Source organism: Nioella sp. MMSF_3534, assembly GCF_030732985.1.
Lineage (GTDB): Bacteria > Pseudomonadota > Alphaproteobacteria > Rhodobacterales > Rhodobacteraceae > Nioella.
Genome location: NZ_JASHJX010000010.1, coordinates 43128 through 57273, shown reverse-complemented (window position 1 = coordinate 57273; position 14146 = coordinate 43128). Strand labels below are relative to the sequence as shown.

Annotated in this window: 14 protein-coding genes; 9 read left to right on the top strand and 5 right to left on the bottom strand. The window is 62.9% G+C overall.

Annotated elements, in window-relative coordinates; all coding sequences use genetic code 11:
• Positions 1-145: 145 nt before the first annotated feature.
• Positions 146-1078, bottom strand: a complete 933-nt coding sequence (locus tag RBB16_RS06230) for a LysR family transcriptional regulator (RefSeq protein WP_306045335.1) — start codon at positions 1076-1078, stop codon at positions 146-148.
• 109 nt (positions 1079-1187) lie between these two features.
• On the opposite strand from RBB16_RS06230, the gene RBB16_RS06225 reads away from it, so the two are divergent.
• The 6 genes from RBB16_RS06225 to RBB16_RS06200 all read left to right on the top strand — a co-directional run bounded on the left by RBB16_RS06225 (position 1188) and on the right by RBB16_RS06200 (position 7438).
• Positions 1188-2363 (top strand): cytochrome P450, encoded by a 1176-nt coding sequence (locus tag RBB16_RS06225; RefSeq protein WP_306045334.1) that lies wholly within the window; start codon positions 1188-1190, stop codon positions 2361-2363.
• A gap of 23 nt (positions 2364-2386) precedes the next feature.
• Positions 2387-2710 (top strand): 2Fe-2S iron-sulfur cluster-binding protein, encoded by a 324-nt coding sequence (locus RBB16_RS06220; RefSeq protein WP_306045333.1) that lies wholly within the window; start codon positions 2387-2389, stop codon positions 2708-2710.
• A gap of 112 nt (positions 2711-2822) precedes the next feature.
• Positions 2823-3857, top strand: a complete 1035-nt coding sequence (locus RBB16_RS06215; protein ID WP_306045332.1) for a TRAP transporter substrate-binding protein — start codon at positions 2823-2825, stop codon at positions 3855-3857.
• Positions 3857-4402, top strand: a complete 546-nt coding sequence (locus RBB16_RS06210; RefSeq protein ID WP_306045331.1) for a TRAP transporter small permease — start codon at positions 3857-3859, stop codon at positions 4400-4402. The genes RBB16_RS06215 and RBB16_RS06210 overlap by 1 nt, the downstream gene beginning before the upstream one ends.
• Before the next feature lie 6 nt (positions 4403-4408).
• Complete coding sequence (locus RBB16_RS06205; protein ID WP_306045330.1) at positions 4409-5761, top strand: TRAP transporter large permease; 1353 nt, start codon at positions 4409-4411, stop codon at positions 5759-5761.
• Positions 5762-5836: 75 nt separating this feature from the next.
• Positions 5837-7438, top strand: coding sequence for a GMC family oxidoreductase (locus RBB16_RS06200; RefSeq protein ID WP_306045329.1), 1602 nt, complete (start codon positions 5837-5839; stop codon positions 7436-7438).
• 30 nt (positions 7439-7468) lie between these two features.
• On the opposite strand, the gene RBB16_RS06195 is transcribed toward RBB16_RS06200, so the two are convergent.
• Genes RBB16_RS06195 through RBB16_RS06185 form a run of 3 tightly spaced genes read right to left on the bottom strand, consistent with a single transcriptional unit; the run spans position 7469 to position 9694 of the window.
• Positions 7469-7933 (bottom strand): CoA-binding protein, encoded by a 465-nt coding sequence (locus RBB16_RS06195; RefSeq protein ID WP_306045328.1) that lies wholly within the window; start codon positions 7931-7933, stop codon positions 7469-7471.
• Between the two features lies 1 nt (position 7934).
• Positions 7935-8339, bottom strand: a complete 405-nt coding sequence (locus RBB16_RS06190) for a 2Fe-2S iron-sulfur cluster-binding protein (RefSeq protein WP_306045327.1) — start codon at positions 8337-8339, stop codon at positions 7935-7937.
• Complete coding sequence (locus tag RBB16_RS06185; protein WP_306045326.1) at positions 8336-9694, bottom strand: selenium-binding family protein; 1359 nt, start codon at positions 9692-9694, stop codon at positions 8336-8338. Before RBB16_RS06185 ends, RBB16_RS06190 begins: the two co-directional genes overlap by 4 nt.
• A 70-nt stretch (positions 9695-9764) precedes the next feature.
• Here RBB16_RS06185 and RBB16_RS06180 point away from each other — a divergent pair, with 70 nt between their 5' ends.
• On the top strand, positions 9765-10532 hold the full coding sequence (locus tag RBB16_RS06180) for an IclR family transcriptional regulator (RefSeq protein ID WP_306045325.1): 768 nt from the start codon (positions 9765-9767) through the stop codon (positions 10530-10532).
• Between the two features lie 158 nt (positions 10533-10690).
• On the opposite strand, the gene RBB16_RS06175 is transcribed toward RBB16_RS06180, so the two are convergent.
• Positions 10691-11803 carry an S-(hydroxymethyl)glutathione dehydrogenase/class III alcohol dehydrogenase gene (locus RBB16_RS06175; RefSeq protein WP_306045324.1) on the bottom strand — a complete coding sequence of 371 codons (1113 nt, stop codon included), beginning with the start codon at positions 11801-11803 and terminating at the stop codon, positions 10691-10693.
• A 90-nt stretch (positions 11804-11893) separates the two neighbouring features.
• On the opposite strand from RBB16_RS06175, the gene RBB16_RS06170 reads away from it, so the two are divergent.
• On the top strand, positions 11894-12652 hold the full coding sequence (locus tag RBB16_RS06170; RefSeq protein ID WP_306045323.1) for an IclR family transcriptional regulator: 759 nt from the start codon (positions 11894-11896) through the stop codon (positions 12650-12652).
• 83 nt (positions 12653-12735) lie between these two features.
• Positions 12736-14136, top strand: a complete 1401-nt coding sequence (locus tag RBB16_RS06165) for a selenium-binding protein SBP56-related protein (RefSeq protein ID WP_306045322.1) — start codon at positions 12736-12738, stop codon at positions 14134-14136.
• Positions 14137-14146: the final 10 nt, after the last annotated feature.

The window sequence follows — 14146 nt, the reverse complement described above, 5'->3', positions numbered from 1 at the left end:
GCCCCAAGTCTGAGGCGAGCTGGCCAATATGGGGACAAGCGAGTTCAAGCGCGATGCGGTACATCCACTGCCCGGCTGGGCATTGCGCTGAAAGGGAAACCAAAAGGCCCGCCCGGCCCGGCGGTCCGAAACAAATGACATCTCGTCAGTCTGCCTCAATGCCAGGCCCGTCTCTGGCGGCATCCCCAAGCGCCTGCTTCACCTCTCGCGCGATCAGCTCGCGCAACCAGGAGTGGATGGGCGACCGATGCGTGCGCTCGGTCCAGACCAGGGAGATGTTGAATGGCGCGGGACAGGGGCAATCGGCCATCTGAACCGATCCCCCCAAGGTTTCCCCGATGCGCCGGGGCACCGTCGAGATCAGGTCCGTGCCCGCGATGATGCGATTCAACCCAGCAGGGCTTGGCACAGTCAGAACCTGGTTCAGAACATGTCCCAGCCGGTCGAGGTAACGCAGGTAGCCCGACCGCCAGCCACCGCCATAAAGCACAACCGCATGACGCGCGGCAAGGTACGCTTCCAGTGTCAGGGGCGCATTGGCCAGCGGGTTTGCCGGGTCCATGATACAGACATAGCGTTCGGCCAGAAGGTTGCGGCAGTAGAAGCCCGCCTGTTCCGTCATCAGCGGGCCGATCAACAGCTCTGCCTCTCCCCGTTTGAGTTGCAGGTGGCCCTGCGAGATCGAGTTGATGGCTTCCACCCGAATATTTGGCGCCTCGTCCCGCAACCGCCGCATGACAAGCGGCAGAATCAACTGCCGTTCGTAGAAATTGCAGGCGATGGTAAAGGTATGCTCGGCCTCGGAGGGATCGAACGCCTCAGGCGTCGCCAGCCGCTCTATCTCCGCTAGCAACGATTCCGCCGAGACCGCGATGGCCGAGCAGCGTTCGGTAGCCTCTACCTGGGTGCCCTGACGGAAGAACAGCTGATCGTCGAAGATACGGCGCAGTTTCTCGATCGTGTAACTGACCGCCGACTGGTTCACGCCAAGCATCTGCGCGGCAACCGAGAAGGACCGGTGTTCATGCACCAGCCGAAGGGTGCGCAGATCGGCGAAATCAATGTTCAGTGCTTTCATTTGCCAGTCCATCAATAAATTCGATCCGGTCGATCAATTCCATTAAGTTGTTCGATCCGACAAGGCAAGATAAGCCGGGACGTACAGGACGCGAAGGGAGGATCTCGTCATGCCGCTGGCACCCGTCAATGACGCGGTGACGATCACGCAACTGATCGACAACCCCTATCCGTTCTACCGGCAGATGCGCGCGAGCAGCCCGGTCGTGTCGGTCAGCGCGGTCAACCGGGTGATGCTGACCAAGGCAGCCGACACCCGCGCGGTGAAGGACGATCCCGAAACATGGTCGTCCGACGACCCCGATACCCCGATGAAACGCGCCTTCCATGCCCACACGCTGATGCGCAAGGACGGCGAAGAGCATCTGCGCGAACGCAACGCCATGATGCCCACCTTCTCGCCGCGCAATCTGAAGACGCTCTGGGGACCGGCCTATGAAAAGCTGGCGGGCGAGTATCTGGACCGTCTGCCGAAGGGCGAGGTGGTCGATCTCTTCCCGACGCTGGCAGGCCCGCTGGCCGCCCGGATCCTTGCGGATATTCTGGGCCTGTCCGAGGCCAGCGATGACGATATGCAGTTCTGGTCGCAGGCGCTGATTGACGGGGCGGGAAATTTCGGCTGGTTCGATGAACCCTTCGAACGGGTGGACCGCGCTCATCTGGCGATGGATGCCCTGATGGAGCGGAAGGCGGAGTATTACCGCGCCAATCCCGATCAAACCGCGCTATCCGTGATGGTGAATGCTGATGACCCCATCGCGTGGAGCCAGATCGTCGCCAATATCAAGATCGCCATCGGCGGCGGCATCAATGAGCCGCGCGACGCGCTGCTGACGGTTCTTTACGGCCTGCTGACCAACCCCGACCAGTTGGACGAGATCAGGAGCACGGGTCAGTGGGGCTCTGCGTTCGAGGAAGCGATCCGGTGGGTCGCGCCCATTCAGGTCAGTTCCCGCCGCGCCACGCGTGACACCCAGATCCGGGGCATCGACATCCCCAAGGGGACAGTGGTGATGACCTGTCAGGCGTCCTCGAACCACGACGAGGACCTGTTCGAGGACGGACATCTTTTCAACGCCTTCCGGGCCCGCAACCCGCATCAGAGTTTCGGCTCTGGCCCGCATCACTGCATGGGCACCCATCTGGCGCGAATGATGCTGGGGAAGATCATGCTTCCAATGATCTTCGACCGCTTCCCGAACATGGAACTGGTGCGGCCCGAAACCGTGATCTGGAAGGGCTTCGGCTTTCGCGGGCCGCTGAACCTGCCGGTCCGGCTGAACTGAACTGTGCAAGGATTGCCGAAATAATGCCAAGGCTCACCTTCATTGCATCGCAGGGAACATCCCGGACGGTTGACGCCCGGTCCGGTGACAGTGCCATGCAGACCGCCCTGGCCCATGGCATCGACGGGATCACCGCCGAATGCGGCGGCGCCATGGCCTGCGCGACATGCCACGTGCATGTTGCGGATGAATGGGCAGACCGGGTCGGCCCGGCAGAAGACACCGAGGCGGATATGCTGGAATTTGCAGCAAGCACGGTGACCGCTGCCAGCCGCCTGTCCTGCCAGATCACGATGACGGAAGAACTCGACGGGCTGGTTCTGCACCTGCCCGACACGCAGATCTAGCGCCCGGCAGGGCACCAGATGCGTGACAACGTCAAGAATTCGCGGTTGACTGAACCGTGGAAAAGCTGGTCCGGTCAAGTTCCGAAAGCCAGCCACCAAAGGGAGGAAAGACATGAGAACCACCATCGCCATCGGCGCCTTCGCCGCTGTCATGGGGCTGGCCAGCAGCGTCAGCGCCCAGGACCACACGTTCCGCCTGCATCACCTGCTCAGCGCCCAGGCCCCGGCCCACACCCAGATGCTGGAACCTTGGGCCGCCCGCGTTGAGGAACTGTCCGGCGGGCAGGTCGATATCGAGATCTTCCCGGCCATGACCCTCGGCGGCCGTCCGCCCGAACTGATCAGCCAGGCCCGTGACGGCGTCGTCGATCTGATCTGGACGGTGAACGGCTATACACCCGGTCTGTTCCCACGGACCGAGGTGTTCGAACTGCCCTTCGTCTACGTGAACGATCCGGTGGCCACCAATCTCGCCATGTACGACATGTTCGAAAGCGACCTGCGTCAGGAATACCAGGGTGTCGAGGTGATGTTCCTGCATGTCCATGCCGGCCAGGGTATTCACATGGTCAACCGCGAGGTGCGCAGCCCCGCCGACCTTGATGGCCTTCGGATGCGCATTCCGACCCGCACGGGGGCATGGATCATCGAGGCGCTCGGCGCGACGCCCGTCGCCATGCCGGTGCCGGAACTGCCGCAGGCGCTGCAAACCGGCGTTGTGGACGGGGCCTTCATCCCATGGGAAATCATCCCGCCGCTGCGCATTCAGGAACAGACCGAATACCAGATCGAAGGTGCCGACATGGCCCGCTTCGGCACCACCACCTTCCAGGTGTCGATGAATGCCGACCGCTGGAACAGCCTGCCCGAGGATATCCAGGCCGCCTTCCGCGAGGCCTCCAACCGCGAATGGTGGGGCCAAGTGGGTGAAATCTGGCGTGCCTCGGATGATTTCGGCATCAACATGGCTGTGAACGCGGGCAATACCCATGTCACCCTGACCGACGATGAAACCGCCGCCTTCCAGGCCGCTCTGGAACCGGTTGTCGATCGCTGGATCGAAGAGGTGTCCGGCATGGGCATCGACGGCGCCGCACTGGTCGCGCACGCCCGCGCCGCCATCGCCGCCAACGCTTCCGACATGTGATGGAGGCGGTCGCCCAGGATACCCGTCGCACCGGCTGGACCGGTGCGGCGGAAACCGTGATCACCACCTGGGCCATCCTGGGCGGCGTGATGGTGCTGGCCGTTGTCCTGATGAATGTCTGGTCCGTGGTCAGCGCGCTGGCCTTCTGGGAAATCCTGTTTCCCGAGGCGGCCATCACCTTTCAGGGCGACTTCGAACTGACCCAGATGGGCATCGCCATCGCGGCCTTCGCCTTTCTGCCCTATTGCCAGATCTCGGGCGCCAATGTCAGCGCCGATATCTTCACCTCGCGCGCCTCGCCCCTCTGGATCGCCATCTTCGCGCTGGTTGCGTCGGTCGTGGCCCTGATCTTCGGCATTCTGCTGCTCTACGCGATGTATGGCGGCATGCTGAGCCAGCGCCAGTACAACTACACCACCGCCATCTTGCAGGTGCCAATCTGGTGGGCCTACCTGCCCTGTCTTCTGTCACTGGCTCTGCTGGCATTGGCCTCGTTCATCACGCTCATCGAAAACCTCGGCAAGACGACCCGGGGCGGGAACTGACACCCTATGCTTGATCCCATCACCCTCGGGCTGGTCAGCCTGGTCGTTCTGATCCTGCTGATCGCAATGCGCATGCCGATCGCCTATGCGATGATCCTTGTCGGAGGGATCGGAACGGTCCTGATGAACGGGCCGTTCACGGTTCTGAACCAGCTCAAGACGCTGGCCTATGGACAGTTCTCCAACTACGGGCTGTCGGTGGTGCCGATGTTCGTGCTGATGGGGGCCATCGCATCCCGCGTCGGTCTGTCCAAGGCGCTGTTCCGGGGCGCGAATGCCTGGCTCGGATGGGCACCGGGCGGCACCGCCATGGCCGCGATTGCGGGCTGCGCGGGCTTTGGCGCGGTGTCGGGATCGTCGCTGGCCACAGCCTCGACCATGGGCCGCATCGCCTTGCCGGAACTCAGGCGCTTCAACTATTCGGGGTCGCTGGCCACCGGGTCGCTCGCGGCAGGCGGCGTGCTTGGCATCCTCATTCCGCCCTCTGTCGTGCTGATCATCTATTCGATCATCGTCGAGGCCAATATCGTGACCATGTTCATGGCCGCGATGATCCCCGGCATCATGGCGGTGTTCTTCTTCCTGATCACGATCCTTCTCTACGTGCTGATCCGTCCAGAGGCAGGCCCCAAGGGCGGCGCCGCGGACCGGGCCGAATTCATTGCCGCCACGCTTGGCGTGCTGCCCGTGGTCGGTATTTTCGCCCTCGTCCTGGGCGGCATCTATGGCGGGTTCTACAACCCTACCCCCGGCGCGGCCATGGGCGTGTTTCTGGTGGCCGTCTACGGGCTTGCCCGGCGCAGCCTGTCCTGGACCGACACCATCGACAGCCTGAAGGAAACCGCGCAGACCACCGGCATGATCTACCTGATCCTTCTGGGGGCGGAACTGATGAAGATCTTCATGTCCCGCATCCGGATGCCGCAGGCCACGGCGGAATGGATCTCGGGTTCCGGCCTTGAACCGATGACGGTTCTGATCCTGCTCCTGATCGCGCTCGTGCTTCTGGGCTGCCTGATGGATTCGCTGTCGATGATCCTGCTGGTCATCCCGTTCTTCTGGCCGGTGCTGGTCGAGCTCAATGGCGGGCTTTATGCCTTCGGCCCCGACACCGGCTTCGGGATGAGCACGGAGGAGCTGAAGATCTGGTTCGGGATACTGGCGCTGATCGTTGTCGAGCTGGGGCTGATCACGCCCCCCGTGGGGATGAACGTCTTCGTCATATCGGCGCTCGCCAAGGACACGCCGATGATCGACACGTTCAAGGGCGTCATGCCCTTCTTCGGGGCCGAGATCGTGCGCGTGGTGGTGCTGATCATGTTCCCGGCAATTGTGCTCTGGCTGCCTTCGGTGTTGTAGCGCCGGGGGCCATGTCCCCCGTTTACCCCGCTGGAAAAATGGGGAACTCTGCCAGAAACGGCGAGGGGCGTGCAGATGAAAGACTACGGACAGTTCGACTACGTGATCGTGGGCGCGGGCACGGCGGGCTGCGTTCTGGCCAATCGCCTGTCCGAAGACCCGCGCGTCAGCGTTCTGCTGCTGGAGGCCGGGGGCCGGGACAACTACATCTGGGTCAAGATCCCGGTGGGCTACCTCTATTGCATCGGCAATCCGCGCACCGACTGGATGTTTCAGACCGAGGCGGAACCCGGACTTGGTGGGCGGTCGATCCTCTATCCGCGCGGGCGCATTCTGGGCGGCTGTTCGGCGATCAACGGCATGATCTACATGCGCGGACAGGCGCGCGATTATGACCAGTGGCGGCAGATGGGCAATGCCGGTTGGGGCTGGGACGATGTGCTGCCCTATTTCCTGAAATCCGAGGATCACTTCGCAGGGGCAAGCGAGCACCACGGTGCGGGCGGCGAATGGCGGGTGGAACAGCCCCGCCTGAGCTGGGAAATCCTCGACCGGTTCGCAGACGCCGCCGAGGCCGCGGGCATCCCGCGCACCGACGATTTCAACCGGGGCAATAACGAGGGCGTGGGCTATTTCCAGGTCAACCAACGGCGCGGCTGGCGCTGGTCCACGGCGCGCGGATTTCTTCGGCCCGCCAGCGACCGGCAGAACCTGACCGTGCTGACCGGCGCGCAGGCGCAGGGGCTGATGCTGGAGGGGCGCAGGACCACTGGCATCCGTTTTCTCAAGGACGGCCAGCCCGCGATGGCGAAAGCGGGGCGAGAGGTGATCCTGTCAGCCGGTGCGATCGGCTCGCCGCAACTGATGATGCTGTCGGGGATCGGACCGGGGCAGCATTTGCAGGACCACGGGATCGCCGTGGCGCATGACATGGACGGTGTCGGCGGCAACCTGCAGGACCATCTGCAATTGCGCCTGTCCTACCGGGTTGAAGGCGTGAAGACGCTGAACCAGATGGCCTCCACCCTGTTCGGCAAGGCCAGGATCGGGCTGGACTATGCGCTGAGACGCCGGGGACCGATGTCGATGGCGCCCTCTCAACTCGGGGCCTTTGCCAAGTCGGATCCCGCGCTGGAAACACCCGATCTGGAATATCACGTCCAGCCGCTCTCCCTGCCCAAGTTCGGCGAGGATCTGGACCCGTTCCCGGCCTTCACCGCGTCTGTCTGCAACCTGCGGCCGGGCTCGCGTGGCGATGTCCGCCTGAAATCCCCCGACCCGTCCGACGCCCCCGCGATCCGGCCCAATTATCTGTCGACCGAGGCCGACCGGATCACCGCCGCCCGCTCCATCGAGCTGACCCGCCGGATTGTCGCTCAGGCCCCGCTGGCGCAGTTCAAGCCGCATGAAATCCGCCCCGGCTCCGAATACGCATCAGAGTCCGAACTGATCGAGGCCGCGGGCCAGATCGGCACGACCATTTTTCACCCCGTCGGCACCGCCCGCATGGGCCACGGCCCCGGCGCGGTCGTGGATGCACGGCTGAAGGTCCACGGGATGGACGGGCTGCGCGTCGTCGATGCCTCGATCATGCCGACGATCACCTCGGGCAACACCAATTCGCCCACGGTCATGATCGCCGAAAAGGCCGCTGACATGATCCGCTCGGATCGCTGAGCGGATCGCCCTCACCGGCACCGTCCGGGATCAGATCGCCAGATCGAGGCGGGGTTTCCAGAACGGGCGGAACAGCTCGATCTTTGGGCAGCGGTTCATCACCACCTTGAGACCGGCCTCTTCGGCCAGCGCCGCCGCCCGGTCGTCATAGACACCGATCTGCCCCCACAGCACCTTGGCCCCGATGGCAATCGCCTGTTCGGTAATGGCGTAGAGCTCTTCCTTGGGGCGGAAGACCTCGACCATGTCGACCGGGCGGTCGATCTCCTCCAGCGAATGAAACACCGGAATGCCGCGGATCTCGGTCAGGTTCGGGTTCGGGTTGACCGGGATCATGTCATATCCCGTTTCATGCAGAACCCGCAGCACGCCATAGCTGAACTTGGTCTTGTCGGCGCTGGCACCCACCATGGCGATGGTCCTGACCGATTTCAGAATATCGGCAAGGAAGGTCTGGTCGTAGTCGTAAAGCTCGTCAAGCGCGGTTGCCGGCATGTCATTGATCCTTGTTCTCTTGTCCTGCGGCTTCGCTGGCCGAGGGCCGGGACGTGGCGATATCCGCCTTCAGCTCATGCGGCTCCAGCGGGTCCAGGAACGGGTTTCGATACAGCTTGTCATGGCTGTCGACGCCGATCTCCAGGGTGCAATCGGTGACGGCGCGGGCGACGCATAGCAGGACGTAGCCATTGTTGATCTGTCGATTGTTCAGGGCCACCTGACGGCGCTGATCCACCTCCCCCGCGGTCAGTTTGGCCGCGCAGGTGATGCAGCCGCCGTATTTGCAGCCATAGGGCAGATCGACCCCCTGTTCGCGCAGGGTATCGAGCAGCGGGCGGCGGGCCTCGACCCGGTAGGTCGCACCGCCCCTGTTGGCGAGCGTGATGGTCCGGGTTCCGGTCACAGCCAGATATCGCTGGTGCAGTCGCCACCGGGGTAGCGGGTTTCGTGGCAGCGGCTCGGCCCGTTCGGTTCCTTGCCGAAATCGACGATGAAATCGGGGTTGATCGTCATGCCGCCGTTTTCGACGTCGCAATCGATCATCACCATGACCCCGCCCTTTTCGCGGATCTCCGGGTAGAACTGGTTGTCCCATGTGGAGAACAGCGAGGTGGTCACATACAGACGCCTGCCGTCCAGCGAGAGCTGGAACATCTGCGGCCCGCCCGCGACGTCGACGCCATTGACCTGAGGCGCCTTGCCCAGAAGCCCGCCCATCCAGACCTGGCCGGTCAGTTTCGGGTTATGCGGATCGGTGATGTCATACTGGCGCATGTCGCCATGCAACCAGTTGTTGAGATAGAGGTACTTGTCATCCATCGACACGAGGATCGCGCTCATCACGCCCGGCACCGGGATGGGCCATTCGGGATGAGGTTCGTTGTCCACGTCGATGATCTTTTCCCATTCCCATTTGCCTGCCTCGGACTTCCAGAAATGGATGACATTGGTGGACAGCGCCGCGCCGCAGAAGCCATGGGTGCTGTCGGGATCGTGCAGGAACTTGACCTCCAGCGGGATCAGCCCGTCCTCGCCCAGATACATGCTCTCGATCGGCGTTCGTTTCTCGAAATCCCAGATATGCAGCTCGCGCCCGTATTTCAGGTGGCCGACCTCTTCCAGATCGAAGCCCGGCATGAAGGTATTCGGCGCGGCCCATTCGGAACTGATCATCACGTTGTGGCGGGGCTGGTACCAGAAATCATAGCCGAACTTGATGTCGCCCATGGTCTCTTCCCACCGGCCGACGATCTCGAAATCCTTGTTCAGGTGCAGATAGCCACCCGGCGCCTCACCCTTCGCGTCGCCAAGGAACGAAATGATGATCTCGGACCCGAGGCAATGCACGGTGTGAGGCCCGCTGAGATTGGCCTTGGCCTTGATCTCGGCCCCGTCGATCACCTTGTGCAGGCGCGGCGCATAGGGATCGGTGGCCGTGTCGATGACGTGGATATTGTTCGACCGCACGCCCGGAACCAGCAGGTATTTGCGCGCCATGGAGCTGTCATCGTGGCAGGAGGAACAGGCGTTCCAGCCCATGTGATGCAACTCGTCCCCGATGCCGGGCATTTCCAGCCGGTGGATGACCTGGCTATAGGTCGGGCTGTCTGGGTCCGCATCCACCGTCGCAAGGTAATCCGGTTTCTGAATGCCGGTGCCGGTGTAGATGGCAATCGTGTAGAGCAGTTTTTCGCGGGGGGCCTTGATGGCCTCGGCCGGGCTTGCGTAGCCCGGTCCGCAACATGTGCCGTCCATCATCACATTCCTCCCTTGCGACCAAGACATACTTCTCGTACATCGAGAATCAGATTCTCACAAAGTAAAAAATATGCATCTCGAACGCCTCACCCTCATTCTTGAAATCGTCGGCCAGAAGGGCACGGTCACGGTGGCCGAGATCTGCGCCCATTCGGACCTGCCCAAACCGACCGCCTACCGGCTGGTGCAGGATCTTGTCGGGGTTGGGCTGCTGGAACCGGTCGGTGGGGGGCGTTTCACGCTCGGCACCCGGCTGAAGCGGATAGCGCATAGCGACCAGTCCGACCGCGCGCTGCTGGATCTGATCGCCCCGGTCCTGAAGCAGGCCGCCACCGAGATCGGCGTCGCGTTCTTCCTGTCACGTCTTCGCGGCAGGTCGGTAGAGATCATCCATGTGGAAACCCCGGACACGGGCGTGTCCTATCTGCATCCCGGCCTCGGCAAGCGTCCGTTACACGCCTGTTCCTGTTCCAAGGCCGTCGCCGCCTTTTCGCCGGACGTCTTTCCGACCGGCGAGATGGAGGGCCGGTTGCGCGCCTATACCGAGTTCACCCTGACAAGCGTTCAGGATCTGGAAGCCGAATTCGACATCATCCGCAAGCGCGGCTTTGCCGAATGCGTGGAAGAGATCGAGCGCGGCATGTGTTCGGTCGCGGCCCCGCTTGCGCCGCGCGGTCCGGGGGCCACGCTGTCCATCGGTGCGACGGGATCGACACGCGTGTTCACCTCGACGTTCCGCGAAGCGCTCGGCCCCCGGATCGCCCGGATCGCGCAAGGGCTGTCGGCTGACCTTGGTTGGGATGCGGTGCAGGACAGCAGGACGCCGACCGCCTCCTGACGCGTGCGTTTCGGCCCCTGTCCCGCGCCCAAGCGGGAATTCCGACGCTGTGTACTCGTTGGCGTGCAGCGCGCCCGGTCGGGGATGCAATGGAAACGCCCGCCGGATGATCCGGCGGGCGCCTGTTTCGAGTGACGCAGGGGTCCGGTGGTCCCGGATCAATACACGACGACGGACCGGATCGACTCGCCTGCATGCATCAGGTCGAAGCCCTTGTTGATGTCGTCGAGGGAAAGCGTGTGGGTGATCATCGGGTCGATCTCGATCTTGCCGTCCATGTACCAGTCGACGATCTTGGGCACGTCCGTCCGGCCCCTTGCGCCGCCAAAGGCCGTGCCGCGCCAGACGCGGCCGGTGACCAGCTGGAAGGGCCGGGTGGAGATCTCGGCCCCCGCGGGCGCCACGCCGATGATGATCGACTCGCCCCAGCCCTTATGGGCGCATTCCAGCGCGTCGCGCATCACCTGCACATTGCCGGTCGCGTCGAAGGAATAATCCGCGCCGCCGCCGGTCAGCTCCACCAGGTGGGTGACGATGCTGCCCTCAACCTCTTTCGGGTTGACGAAATCGGTCATGCCGAAGCGCTTGGCCATCTCCACCTTGTCGGGGTTGAGGTCGACGCCGACGATCTGGTCGGCGCCAGCGAGCCGCAGCCCCTGGATCACATTCAGCCCGATGCCGCCCAGGCCAAAGACCACCGCCCGCGCGCCGATTTCCACCTTGGCCGTGTTGATCACCGCACCGATCCCCGTGGTCACGCCGCAGCCGATATAGCAGATCTTGTCGAAGGGCGCGTCGGGGCGCACTTTCGCCAGCGCAATCTCGGGCAGGACGGTGTGGTTCGAGAAGGTGGAACACCCCATGTAGTGCAGGATCGGCGTGCCATCGAGCATGGAAAACCGGCTGGTCCCGTCGGGCATCAGCCCCTGGCCTTGCGTCACGCGAATAGCCTGGCAGAGGTTGGTCTTGCCGCTCAGGCAATACTCGCATTCCCGGCATTCGGGCGTGTAGAGCGGGATCACATGGTCGCCGGGCTTGAGGCTTTTGACCCCCGGCCCAACCTCCAGCACCACGCCCGCGCCCTCGTGGCCAAGAATGGCCGGGAACATCCCTTCCGGGTCGGCACCCGAGAGCGTGAACTCATCCGTATGACAAATCCCCGTCGCCTTGATCTCCACCAGAACCTCGCCCGCCTTCGGGCCCTCAAGGTTCACCTCCATAACCTCCAGAGGCTTCCCAGCCTCCAAGGCAACCGCCGCACGTGTGCGCATTTTCGATCCCTCCCAGATTTATCTTGATTTTTGAATACGAGTTATCATGATTTGAGACCAAGTCTCGCAACATGGAATGATTCCGTCAACATGCATCTGGACCGCCTGATCGCCATTCTGGAGCTTGTCGCCGTTGCCGGGCGGCCGGTGACGGCGAGCGAGATTCAGAAGGCGACGGGCCTGCCGAAGCCCACCTGTTACCGGCTGATGCAGACCCTGCAGGATCAGGGGCTGGTGGACTCCCCTGCCGATGACGGGCGCGTGGTGATCGGTGAGCGGCTCATTCGCATCGCCCTGCTTGGAAAGTCCGATATCGACGTGCGCAAGGCCGCTGCGCCTTTGCTGAAGGCCGCCGCGGTGAACTTCAACGAAACGGTGTTTCTGGCCCGGTTCCGCAACAGCCAGGTGGAAATCATCCACGTGGAAACGCCCGATGACCCGGGCCGCGCCTTCATCCATCCCGGGCTGGGCGTGCGGCCCATGCATGCCTGTTCCTGTTCCAAGGCCATCGCCGCCTTCACCGAGCCGGAATTTCAGGCATGCATCATCAACGGCACGCTCAAGGCCTATACCGAACACACCAAGACCACCGAAGCTGACCTGCGTGCCGATTTCGCCCGTATCGTGCAGCGCGGTTTTGCCGATTGCGACCAGGAAATCGACCTTGGCATCGCCAGCGTCGCCGCACCGGTTTCCGTTGGCAATATCGGGGCGACCTTCAGCGTGGGCGCTGTCGGGCCGATCCGGCGGTTCGGAACGGACTACCGGGCCGAGATCGGCCTGAAACTCATCGATCTGGCAAACCGCGTCAGCGGTGCCATCCAACTGTGCAATGTGGCCGAGGTTTGAGGAGACCCGCGCCGCACCGCGACAACAAGGGAAGGAAATTCACGTCGCGCCCAAAGGGCATTGTTCATTCAAGGGAGGAAATAATGACACTCAGACCTGATCCGACATTCCACGCCACCGCGCAGCTTGCCATGCAGGCCCCGGTGGAAACCTACGGCTTTACCGTGATGCTGAGCCCCGACGGCTCTCAGCCCGACGGCATCGCCGTGGTCGATCTCGACCCGAAATCCGAGAGCTACGGCACCATCGTCCACACAGTGATGATGCCCTACAAGGGCGACGAGTTTCACCATTTCGGCTGGAACGCCTGTTCGTCTTCTCTGTCGCCCCTGACCGGCCACGCCTTCCTTGAGCGGCGCTACCTGATCGTGCCGGGCATCCGGTCCTCCCGGATCTATGTCATCGATGTGAAGGACCCGCTTAAGGCCAGCATTCACAAGATCATCGAACCCGAGGAGGTCTTCGCCAAGACCGGCTATTCGCGCCCCCACACCATCCATTGCGGGCCTGAAGGCATCTATGTCTCGACGCTTGGCGGCGGCGGCGAGGATGGCACTGACGGACCTCCGGGCATCTTCATCATGGATTGCGAGACCTTCGAGATCATCGGCCAGTATGAAATGGACCGGGGCAAGCAGGACAAGCATTACGATTTCTGGTGGAACCTGCCGCAGGATTACATGGTCAGTTCCGAATGGGGCCTGCCGCCGCAGTTCGAGAACGGGATCGTGGCGGAGGATCTGCTGTCCAACAAATACGGCCATTCGATCCATTTCTGGGACCTGCGCAAGCGCAAGAACATCCAGACCATCGACTTGGGCGAAAACCACCAGATGGCGCTGGAAATCCGACCTGCCCATGACCCGAAGAAATCCTACGGGTTCTGTGGCGTGGTGGTCGACACCACCAACCTGCAAGGCGCGATCTTTACCTGGTGGCGGGGCGAGGACGGCACCTGGCAGGCCAAGAAGACCATCACCATCGACCCACGCCCGGAAGACCCGGAGAACCTGCCGCCGCTTCTGCAAGGCTTTGCCGCCGTGCCACCGCTGGTGACGGATATCGACCTCAGCCTCGACGACAAGTATCTCTACGTCGCCTGCTGGGGACTGGGCGAGATGCACCAGTACGACGTCAGCGACCCGATGAACCCCAAGCTCGCCGGCAAGGTGGAACTGGGCGGCATCGCGCGCAACGCCAAACATCCGGGCGGCGGCGAGTTCGCCTTCGGCCCGCAGATGGTCGAGGTCAGCCGCGACGGCAAGCGGGTCTATTGGACCAACTCGCTCTATTCCACCTGGGATGAGCAGTTCTATCCCGGTGCGGAAGGCGGCCAGATGGTCATGGCGAATGTGGGCGAGAATGGCGGGCTGGAGCTTGACCCGAATTTCTACATCAATTTCCCCGAAGGGTTACGCGCGCATCAGATCCGTCTGGAAGGCGGCGATTGCTCGACCGACAGCTTCTGCTATCCGAACGTCTGAATGGGCACGG

Coding starts and splice junctions, on each gene's coding strand:
- RBB16_RS06230 (WP_306045335.1), bottom strand. CDS start 1,078: ATGAAAGCACTGAACATTGATTTCGCCGATCTGCGCACCCTTCGGCTG.
- RBB16_RS06225 (WP_306045334.1), top strand. CDS start 1,188: ATGCCGCTGGCACCCGTCAATGACGCGGTGACGATCACGCAACTGATC.
- RBB16_RS06220 (WP_306045333.1), top strand. CDS start 2,387: ATGCCAAGGCTCACCTTCATTGCATCGCAGGGAACATCCCGGACGGTT.
- RBB16_RS06215 (WP_306045332.1), top strand. CDS start 2,823: ATGAGAACCACCATCGCCATCGGCGCCTTCGCCGCTGTCATGGGGCTG.
- RBB16_RS06210 (WP_306045331.1), top strand. CDS start 3,857: ATGGAGGCGGTCGCCCAGGATACCCGTCGCACCGGCTGGACCGGTGCG.
- RBB16_RS06205 (WP_306045330.1), top strand. CDS start 4,409: ATGCTTGATCCCATCACCCTCGGGCTGGTCAGCCTGGTCGTTCTGATC.
- RBB16_RS06200 (WP_306045329.1), top strand. CDS start 5,837: ATGAAAGACTACGGACAGTTCGACTACGTGATCGTGGGCGCGGGCACG.
- RBB16_RS06195 (WP_306045328.1), bottom strand. CDS start 7,933: ATGCCGGCAACCGCGCTTGACGAGCTTTACGACTACGACCAGACCTTC.
- RBB16_RS06185 (WP_306045326.1), bottom strand. CDS start 9,694: ATGATGGACGGCACATGTTGCGGACCGGGCTACGCAAGCCCGGCCGAG.
- RBB16_RS06180 (WP_306045325.1), top strand. CDS start 9,765: ATGCATCTCGAACGCCTCACCCTCATTCTTGAAATCGTCGGCCAGAAG.
- RBB16_RS06175 (WP_306045324.1), bottom strand. CDS start 11,803: ATGCGCACACGTGCGGCGGTTGCCTTGGAGGCTGGGAAGCCTCTGGAG.
- RBB16_RS06170 (WP_306045323.1), top strand. CDS start 11,894: ATGCATCTGGACCGCCTGATCGCCATTCTGGAGCTTGTCGCCGTTGCC.
- RBB16_RS06165 (WP_306045322.1), top strand. CDS start 12,736: ATGACACTCAGACCTGATCCGACATTCCACGCCACCGCGCAGCTTGCC.